Annotated in this window: 11 protein-coding genes; all 11 read left to right on the top strand. The window is 64.1% G+C overall.

Annotated elements, in window-relative coordinates; all coding sequences use genetic code 11:
* On the top strand, nt 1-261 hold a 261-nt coding region (locus tag ET21_RS0117530), incomplete at its 5' end, for a zincin-like metallopeptidase domain-containing protein (RefSeq protein ID WP_037471288.1).
* A complete protein-coding gene (locus tag ET21_RS0117525) occupies nt 258-662 on the top strand; it encodes a DUF2958 domain-containing protein (RefSeq protein ID WP_030540679.1) in 405 nt (134 codons plus the stop codon). The genes ET21_RS0117530 and ET21_RS0117525, both read left to right, overlap by 4 nt.
* 101 nt (nt 663-763) lie before the next feature.
* The gene (locus ET21_RS0117520) at nt 764-2,548 is read left to right on the top strand and encodes a ParB/RepB/Spo0J family partition protein (RefSeq protein WP_030540678.1); all 1,785 of its coding nucleotides are present in this window, start codon (nt 764-766) and stop codon (nt 2,546-2,548) included.
* Nucleotides 2,549-2,698: 150 nt separating this feature from the next.
* Nucleotides 2,699-2,953: a hypothetical protein gene (locus tag ET21_RS0117515; RefSeq protein WP_030540677.1), complete on the top strand. Its 255-nt coding sequence runs from the start codon at nt 2,699-2,701 to the stop codon at nt 2,951-2,953.
* 445 nt (nt 2,954-3,398) lie between these two features.
* Nucleotides 3,399-3,731 carry a DUF736 domain-containing protein gene (locus ET21_RS0117510; protein WP_030540676.1) on the top strand — a complete coding sequence of 111 codons (333 nt, stop codon included), beginning with the start codon at nt 3,399-3,401 and terminating at the stop codon, nt 3,729-3,731.
* Between the two features lie 175 nt (nt 3,732-3,906).
* Nucleotides 3,907-4,161, top strand: coding sequence for an AlpA family transcriptional regulator (locus ET21_RS0117505; RefSeq protein ID WP_030540675.1), 255 nt, complete (start codon nt 3,907-3,909; stop codon nt 4,159-4,161).
* Nucleotides 4,154-4,753, top strand: a complete 600-nt coding sequence (locus ET21_RS0117500; protein WP_030540674.1) for a S26 family signal peptidase — start codon at nt 4,154-4,156, stop codon at nt 4,751-4,753. The genes ET21_RS0117505 and ET21_RS0117500 overlap by 8 nt, the downstream gene beginning before the upstream one ends.
* Nucleotides 4,741-5,406, top strand: a complete 666-nt coding sequence (locus ET21_RS0117495) for a lytic transglycosylase domain-containing protein (protein WP_030540673.1) — start codon at nt 4,741-4,743, stop codon at nt 5,404-5,406. Before ET21_RS0117500 ends, ET21_RS0117495 begins: the two co-directional genes overlap by 13 nt.
* Before the next feature lie 210 nt (nt 5,407-5,616).
* The gene (locus ET21_RS28795; RefSeq protein WP_272945223.1) at nt 5,617-5,751 is read left to right on the top strand and encodes a hypothetical protein; all 135 of its coding nucleotides are present in this window, start codon (nt 5,617-5,619) and stop codon (nt 5,749-5,751) included.
* A gap of 291 nt (nt 5,752-6,042) precedes the next feature.
* A complete protein-coding gene (rlxS, locus tag ET21_RS0117480) occupies nt 6,043-8,022 on the top strand; it encodes a relaxase/mobilization nuclease RlxS (protein ID WP_030540672.1) in 1,980 nt (659 codons plus the stop codon).
* Nucleotides 8,023-8,225: 203 nt separating this feature from the next.
* Nucleotides 8,226-8,495: a hypothetical protein gene (locus ET21_RS27805; RefSeq protein ID WP_156029273.1), complete on the top strand. Its 270-nt coding sequence runs from the start codon at nt 8,226-8,228 to the stop codon at nt 8,493-8,495.
* Nucleotides 8,496-8,539: the final 44 nt, after the last annotated feature.

Here is an 8,539-nt window from a genome sequence, read left to right as displayed (position 1 = left end):
ATGGTTTTCACCTTCCAACCGCCATTTTGGGCTGGACTGTCAGGATATGTGGCCGAGATTTCCGCCGCGTTCATTTGCGCGGCCTTGGGGATCGCACCGACCGTGCGGCACGCCGATTATGTCGGATCGTGGCTCGAAGTGCTGCGCGAAGACAATCGCGCGATCTTCCGCGCGGCAGGGCAGGCGAGCAAGGCAGCGGACTATATTCTTGGCCACGGCGAGGCGATGACCGGCGACGAGCTGGGGAGGCAGGCGGCATGATTCTGCTCCCCGACGATCTTCGCCGCCGCTTGCTGGCACAGGGCGAGGCGCGCGGTGCCCGACAGGTGCCGCTGCTCAAACTCTTCAATCAAATGGGCGCGGCCACATGGCTGGCCTCGGAACTCGATGCCGATGGCGACACGCTGTTCGGGCTTGCCGACCTTGGCTTCGGATGCCCGGAACTCGGTTCGTTCAGTCTAGCCGAGATCGAAGCCTTGCGGCTTCCCTACGGTTGCCGAATCGAGCGCGACCTCACCTTTTCCGCCCGCTTCCCGCTCGTTGTCTATGCCGAAGCCGCAAGGCGGCAAGGCCGCATCGTCGAGCGCGAACGCTGGCTGTGCGAGGCCGCCATTTCGCTCGGCCTCCACCCCACGCAATTCCGGGCAAACCCGCACGGATGAGCCGCGCCGCTCTTGAAGGCGCTTATCCCGGCTGCACCCGCCATCCTTGCAAGACGTAGCCGACGCAGCCGGTCCACCCCCAAGAAAAGGAGTGAACTCTCATGCAACTGGCAAATATCGATCTTGGCAAGCTGTTCGTCAGCAAGACCAATATGCGGCACGGGACAAAGCCGCCCGACGTGTCCGACATTCTCGCCACGGTGAAGGCGCGCGGCGTTATCGTGCCCCTGATCGTGCGGGCGGGCGAGGACGAAGGCAGGCCCGGCATGTTCGCCATCGTTGCCGGTGCGCGGCGGTTCCATGCCGCGACACTTGCAGCCAAGGAAAGCGGGGAGGCCGACGCGCTCCCATGCGCGGTCATGGAAGCAGGCGACGATGCCGCCGCGCTCGAAGCCTCGCTGATCGAGAATATTGCCCGCCTCGATCCCGACGAGGTGGCGCAATGGGAAAGCTTCACCCGGCTGATCCAGAAGGAAGGGCGCAGCGTCGAGCAGATCGGGCAGACTTTCGGGCTGACCGAGCTTCATGTCCGCCGCGTTCTGGCGCTCGGCAATCTGCTGCCCCGCATCCGCACTCTCTATCGCGAAGGCGAGATCAACGCCGCCAGCATTCGCCACCTGACGCTCGCCACCAAGGCGCAGCAGAAGGCATGGCTGGCGCTGTTCGACAGTGAGGACGACTATTGCCCGACCGGGCAGCAGCTCAAAGCATGGCTGTTTGGCGGCGTGTCGATTTCCACGAAACACGCCTTGTTTCCGCTCGAAACCTATAAGGGCCGGATCATTGCCGACCTGTTCGGGGAGGATGGCGTATTCGCCGACGCCGATCAGTTCTGGCGCGCGCAGAATGCCGCCATCGCGGCGAAGCGCGATGCCTTTCTGGCCGAGGGCTGGAGCGAGGTCGAGGTGATGGAGCCGGGGCAATATTTTCATTCATGGGAATATGAGCGCACGCCCAGAGACAAGGGCGGCAAGGTCTTCATCAGCATCAGCCATCAGGGCGAAGTCGAATGCCATGAAGGCTGGCTGTCGGGCCGGGAAGCGAAGAAAGCCCGCGCGCTCGAAGCACAAGACGGCAGGAGCGAAGCCGACCGGCAGGCGGCGCGCGACCAGCGCAGCGAGACGACCGGTCCCTTGCAGACCTATATCGATCTGCACCGCCACGCCGCCACGCGGGCCATGCTGACCGATCATCCCGCCATCGCGCTGCGGCTCATGGTCGCCCATGTCATTGCCGGTTCGCCGTTCTGGAATGTGCGGGTGGAGGACCGGCATGTCCGCAATGAAGCCATTGCCGAAAGTGTCGAAACCAGCGCGGCGGAAACGCTGTTCGACGAGAAACGCCGTGCGGTTCTGGCTCTGCTGGACTTCCCGCCCGATGTGCCCAATGTAACCGGTGGCGGCGATGATCTGACAGCAATCTTCGCGCGGCTCATTGGCCTTGGCGATCACGATGTAATGACGATCCTCGCCGTGGTCATGGGCGAGACGATGCAGGCAGGCAGCGTCATCGTCGAAGCGGTCGGCAGTTATCTGAAGGTGGATATGGCGCGCCTCTGGACGCAGGACGATGCGCTGTTCGATCTCATGCGCGATCGGCAGGTGGTCAATGCGCTGCTGCGCGAAGTGGCGGGCAAGGGAATCGCGGACGGCAATGTCGCGGAAAAGGTGAAGACGCAAAAGGCGATCATCCGCGATTGCTTGCGCGGCGACAATGGCCGCAAACCGGTTGAGGGCTGGGTGCCCAAATGGCTGCGTTTCCCACCCCAGAGCTACACTGTCAGGCCATTCGCGACACTGGCGAAATGGAAGCAAGTCGAGCCGCTCATCAAAGGCTTGCCGGTGCCGATGCCACAGATCGATCCTTACGCCATTGCTGCGGAATGACCGGGCAAGGGGGCAGCGCATCGCTGCCCCCGATTTCGTTGCTGCGACCGCTGGAAAAATCGCCGCCCGCGCATCCTTCGGATTTCGCGCGGGCGGCATGTCTTTTGCCCGGCAGGGCTTTGCCCTATCGCCAGGACACGGGGAGGGCATATGCCGAAAAGTGAAGAATTCCGCATCGAACTGGAGCGTCAGATCGCGCGTGCCGAGGTACGCGGCCTTGCCTTTATCGAAGTGATTTCCGGCGAACTGCATCGCAATGTCGGTGGCTATCCCGGCCCCGATCACCGCATGCCGGCTTGCTGTTCGGTTATGCGCGCAGCAATGCGCGGCGGCGATCAGATCGTCCATGCGCCGCCATCGGGGCAGGGCGCGACCCTGCGAATTCGCTACCAGCTTCCGCGCTAGGCGGTGAGTCCGCACGGCCCTGTTCGCCGCTGCTGCTTGACGCCCAGTCCGGCGCTGCCGACGCTTCCCGGCGCGGCATCGTCCTGGCCGCCGGGAAGGATGGAATCCGAGCGTTTGCGATCCCCACGCACAGGTTTCAGGCTGATGTTCGGGAACGACCAGTGCGATCCGGGTGGTGCCCCCCCCGCATGCTGTTAGGGCCGGAAGCGGCCCCGGCTGCCTCATCGACCTATGGGCGCGGACCAAGGCCGCGCAACCGGGCCGGCCTGCCTATTTTCCCCGCCGCGTAAACGCGGCTCCTCGCGCCCGCTCCGCTCCAAAATAGCCCGGCCAGTCCGGTCCTTCGCTGCGCTGCGGCCCTTTGGGTGCGGCCCTTCGCCCGTGCCCATCACGGTCCCGGCATCGCCGGGGATCGGCTCCGGCGAACAGATGAAAGGAGCATTCCATGTCCACTCTCGGTATCGTTTCCCGCAACCCCGAAACCAACGAAATGCGTGGGTCCATCGCGCTTCTCGGACGCCGCAATCCGGTCGGCATCGAGATCGTCCCCAACCCCGCCAAGGCGCATGAACGCCAGCCCGATTTCCGCATCTTCAGCGGCGCGAACGAGCTGGGCGCGGGCTGGGTCAAGACCTCGCGCGAGACCGGCAAGCCCTATATCTCGCTGCGCATCTTCCACCCGCAGATCGCACAATGGCCGATCTACGCCAATCTCGGCCGCGCTGCCGGTCAGGACGATGACGATGTGCTGGCGGTGATCGTCAACGAAGCCGCCTGACCGCCCCGCGAGGCTCCGTGTCCCCACCGGCGCGGAGCCTTCGCTGTCCGGCGAGGGGGTCGAAAAGCGATGCACGCGGAATCGACCCTGCCGGGCGCTGCGCCGCGCCCGCATTTTCCTGCCTCATCGCGGGCGGTCCCGATCCGTCCGCCTGGGTCAGGAAAGGATCGCTTATATGGATGACGACGCTTTCGACCGGGCCGGAAAGGCCCGCAAGGGCAGCCCGTTTCTGAACGCCAAGCAGGCCGCGCATTATCTCGGCATGCAGGCCAAAACGCTGGCCAATATGCGCTGGCGGGGCGAGGGGCCGCGCTACCGGCGGCATGGCGGCCGCGTCAACTATCATATCGACGACCTCGATGACTGGTCGCGCCGTACCCTCGCCGGTTTGCATCCCGGGGTTTCCGGGAAGGAGGCGGGCGATGCGTAAACCGCGTGTATCCCGCCTGCCGCGCCCCGCGCCTGCGCCCTTGCTCGAATGGGACCCGCCGCTCGCGTGCCAGCTGCGCGCCCGGCGCCGTCCGGTGCTGGCAGCGAGCATGATCGGCCTTACCCTTCTGGGGCTGGCGACAGTACTCGATTTTGCCATCCGCCCCGCGCCGCGTCTGGTCTGGAACGCTTCGGCGAGCGCTCCGGTCGGGCTCTGGCGCATCGATCCCCATGCGCGGCTTCACACCGGCGACATGGTGCTGACAAGGACACCGCGCAGCGTCCGGACGATGGCGGCGAAGCGGCGTTACCTGCCTGCCAACGTGCCCCTTCTCAAGCGCATCGCGGCCGAAAGCGGCGACGACGTCTGCGCGCTGGGGCGGAATATCTTCATCAACGGCTCATGGGTTACCGCTCGCCGCAGCGCGGACACACGGGGCCGTCCGCTCCCATGGTGGAATGGTTGCGAGCGGCTCCGTGGCGGCCGGGTTCTGCTGCTCATGGATGCGCCGGATTCCTTCGACGGGCGTTATTTCGGGCCGGTCGATGAGGATGCGCTGATCGGAAAGGCGACGCCGCTATGGCTGCGCTGATCCGCCTCGCCGCGCCGCTTATGGCGGTCCTCGTCATGCCGTGCGGCAGCCTGGCGCAAACGCCCGAGCCGGTCGTGGAAAACACTCCGGCAGTGGAGCGCTGGCGGCCGATCATTGACGAAGCCTCGCAGCGTTTTGCCATACCGCAAGCCTGGATCGCTGCCGTCATGCAGGCGGAAAGTGCCGGACTGACGCATTGGAAGGGCCGCCCGATCACCAGTCCTGCAGGCGCGATGGGGCTGATGCAGCTTATGCCCGGCACCTGGGATGCGATGCGCCGCCGCCATGGTCTTGGCCCCGACCCTCACGATCCGCGCGACAATATCATGGCCGGAACCGCCTATCTTCGCGCGATGTATGACCGCTTCGGCTATCCCGGCCTGTTTGCGGCCTATAATGCAGGCCCCGGCCGTTATGCCGAGTATTTGCGCTCGCGGAGGCCGCTTCCCGGTGAGACGCGGGCCTATATCGCGCAGCTTGCAAGGAGCCCAGCAACGCCGGAAATGCCGCCTGCCATGCTGTCGGGAACGCGGCTGTTTTTCGCTCTGGAAGGAGCAGAAAGGACAATTGAATCTTCGCCTGCGCCGCCCGGTTCGGAACCGGCCAGTTCGATTTTCGTGCCTCTGAACATGTCGTCGGAGCACAGGAAATGAACGCGTGGCCATGCGGAGAGGGAGTGATATCCGCTCGAGCCTGCCCAGTATCCGGCAGACAACAGCCCGCCTCAAGGACGACGGTTCCCCCAATTTTGCTGACGCAAAATCGGCTCCCCCATCGCCGCTCGCGCGGCCGCTTCGCGGTCCCTGACCCGGCCTGCTCCCTGCCGGAATCTGCCCCTGTTTTTACGAGATCAGGAGGCGATCATGGAACTTCAGCAGCATATCGAAGAGCTTCGGGCCGAACTTGCGTGGAACGACGATCCTGCGGAGATCGCGCAGATCGAGGCCGAACTGGAGGCCGCCCTGCGGGAGCTGGAGCAGCATCTGAGAGGCCTCTGATCGGGGTCCGGGAACGGCGCGGTTCAGCGTCGTTCCCTTCTCGGTCGATGGTTGGCTGTGGTGACGGGGAAGGGTGGAGGAGCGCGAGGTCAGGGGGAGGGGGCGTAAGGCAAGATGAAAGAAATGGCGCCATGCCCTGCGGCCTTCTCGCCATAACTCCTTGTCTGCACATCCTTTTTGCAGTGTTCGGCGATGGCGCTATCGAGCAAGCCATGGCGCCATGCATCGCTGAAACCCGTGGATTACTGCGCTTTAATATGGCGCCATCCGGGCTGATCGCGGATTTCTGCCATGTCGCATGACGACGAGATCGAACCGCGTCTTGGCAAGCCGCGCAGCACGCCGGTCCGGCGCGGCCGCAGCTATGTGAGTCAGGTGCTCAAGGCCGCCAATCTCGCAGGCGGAATCAAGGCGACCGGTGGGCAGCGAGGGGCCTTTCACGGCAATCGCTCCGGGGTAGGTGTCGGCGTGGGCCGGGTGCTCGCCTCGCGCGATCGGTTCGCGGCCTTCCGTCAGCGCCGCGTGATGGTCAAATCGCGCATCGTCCGACTCGACCGGGCGAGGGGGATGGACGCTGCCCGTGCGCATCTGCGCTATATCCAGCGCGACGGCGTTACCCGCGAGGGCGCGCCCGGGCAGCTCTATTCCGCCGAGCAGGACAAAGCCGACGGCAGGAGCTTCCTCGACCGGCAGGCCGGTGACCGCCATCAGTTCCGCTTCATCGTGTCTCCGGAGGACGGCCAGAATTATGACGATCTGCGTGCGCTTACGCGCCGCCTGATGATGCAGATGGAACAGGATCTCGGAACCAGCCTCGATTGGGTCGCGGTCGATCATTTCAACACCGGTCATCCCCACACCCATATCATCGTGCGCGGCAAGGACGAGCGTGGCCGTGACCTGGTCATCGCCCGCGAATATCTGACGGTCGGTATGCGTGAGCGCGCCGCGGAACTTGTCTCGCTCGATCTCGGCCCGCGAAGCGATCTCGAAATCGCCGACCGGCTTCAGAACGAAATCGGTCAGGAACGGCTGACCGGTATCGATCGCCGTTTGCTGCGCAGCATCGACCAGGATCGTGTTGTCGAAGCAAGCGACCGCGATCCCTTCCAGCAAGCTTTGCGGGCGGGAAGGCTACAGACACTTGGACGGCTCGGGCTAGCCGCGGAGATTGCACCCGGTAGCTGGCGGCTCGCCGACGGGATGGACGAGACATTGCGCCGCATGGGCGAGCGCGGCGACATTATCCGCACGATGCAGCGCGCGTTTACCGAGTATGGACTGGAACGCGCGGCGGCCGACTATGCCATCGCCGATCCGGTTTCGATGACGCCGATTGTTGGACGGGTGGTCGAACGTGGTCTGTCCGACGAGATGAACGACCGTCACTATCTGATCGTCGATGCGAGCGACGGACGCAGCCACTATGTCGATATCGGGAAGGGTGATGTTACGGAAGCAATCCCAACTGGCGCGGTGGTGAAGATCGAGGCCAGATCGACAGCCGCCCGCACGGTGGATCGCACTGTCGCCGAGATCGCGGCGGCTCATGGCGGGCGCTACTCGGTCGACATCCATTTGCGGCAGGATCCCAATGCCTCGCAGAGCTTCGCCGAAACCCATGTCCGGCGTCTGGAAGCCATCCGCAAGGCAATGGGGGATCTGGAGCGTGAAGCGGATGGTACATGGATCATCGCTGCCGATCATCTTGAGCGGGCAGCGGCCTTCGAGGCGCAGCGGGCGAAGGCAGCACCCGTCATCGTCAACACCCTGTCATCATTGCCGCTCGACCGACAGGTCGGCAGCGACGGTGCGACCTGGCTCGATCGGCAGTTAGTCGGTGCCGAAACCGACCGGTTCCGCGATGCCGGATTTGGGCGAGATGTTCACGAGGCGCTGGAGCGCCGACGGCAATGGCTGGTCGTAGAGGGGCTGGCACAGGAAAAGCAGGGCCGCGTCATATTCCGGGCGAGTCTGTTGGAGACGCTTCGCCGGCGGGAATTAAGCCGTGTGGCAGGCGAACTCTCCGATGAGCTCGGATTGCGTTATACGGAGGCCAGATCGGGAGAGCGGATTGAGGGCGTTTATCGTCGGCCCATCGAGCTTGCATCGGGGCGCTTTGCGCTGATCGAAAAGGCGCGCGAGTTCACGCTCGTACCCTGGCGTCCTGTCCTTGAGCGCCATGTCGGCAAACAGGTCGCCGGCATCATGCGGGGAGACAGCATCAACTGGACAATCGGACGCCAGCGGGGAGGGCCGTCGATTTCGTGAAGGGAATGCGACGCCTCGCTTGAACGTCGAAACCGGCCATTCATTCACACGGTGGTTTATGGCGCCTCCCAGGCCGCAGTACGAACCGCTGCGCGGAGGGTGAAAACGGCGTGGCATCTGCTTGTATCTCACACTGCGCCGGGATTGAGCGTCACGGACGTTAGGCAGAGCTTCTTGGCTCCCCTCAACCAAGGAGCCGTACGATGACCGAGTCCCTTTCCACCACCCACGAGAGCCCGCTCCGCAAACGTGATCTGGCCCGCCACCAAGCCCGCCGATCCACGTTGCGACATCCTGGAATTCGTGCATCAATGACAAACATGAGCAAAAAATATGGAGCATTGGGGGACTATCTGGATGCTCAGACCGACAACGAGATCGGTCTGAGCTTTGAGCAGGTCGAAAAGATCGTACGAGGTCGCCTGCCTGAAAGCGCGAGCGTTTACGATGCGTGGTGGAGCAATTCTCCGTAACCGCCCGATTGTTACCGCGATGGTTGTGCCTTGAAGCGGGCAGC

Source organism: Sphingobium sp. DC-2 (genome assembly GCF_000722555.1).
GTDB lineage: Bacteria > Pseudomonadota > Alphaproteobacteria > Sphingomonadales > Sphingomonadaceae > Sphingobium > Sphingobium quisquiliarum.
This window is presented reverse-complemented; position numbering and strand designations above follow the sequence as displayed.

Excerpts from the sequence above, each read along its gene's own strand:
- ET21_RS0117515 (WP_030540677.1), top strand. The coding sequence starts at position 2,699 with ATGCCGAAAAGTGAAGAATTCCGCATCGAACTGGAGCGTCAGATCGCG.
- ET21_RS0117510 (WP_030540676.1), top strand. The coding sequence starts at position 3,399 with ATGTCCACTCTCGGTATCGTTTCCCGCAACCCCGAAACCAACGAAATG.
- ET21_RS0117500 (WP_030540674.1), top strand. The coding sequence starts at position 4,154 with ATGCGTAAACCGCGTGTATCCCGCCTGCCGCGCCCCGCGCCTGCGCCC.
- ET21_RS0117495 (WP_030540673.1), top strand. The coding sequence starts at position 4,741 with ATGGCTGCGCTGATCCGCCTCGCCGCGCCGCTTATGGCGGTCCTCGTC.
- ET21_RS0117525 (WP_030540679.1), top strand. The coding sequence starts at position 258 with ATGATTCTGCTCCCCGACGATCTTCGCCGCCGCTTGCTGGCACAGGGC.
- ET21_RS27805 (WP_156029273.1), top strand. The coding sequence starts at position 8,226 with ATGACCGAGTCCCTTTCCACCACCCACGAGAGCCCGCTCCGCAAACGT.
- ET21_RS0117520 (WP_030540678.1), top strand. The coding sequence starts at position 764 with ATGCAACTGGCAAATATCGATCTTGGCAAGCTGTTCGTCAGCAAGACC.
- rlxS (WP_030540672.1), top strand. The coding sequence starts at position 6,043 with ATGTCGCATGACGACGAGATCGAACCGCGTCTTGGCAAGCCGCGCAGC.
- ET21_RS0117505 (WP_030540675.1), top strand. The coding sequence starts at position 3,907 with ATGGATGACGACGCTTTCGACCGGGCCGGAAAGGCCCGCAAGGGCAGC.
- ET21_RS28795 (WP_272945223.1), top strand. The coding sequence starts at position 5,617 with ATGGAACTTCAGCAGCATATCGAAGAGCTTCGGGCCGAACTTGCGTGG.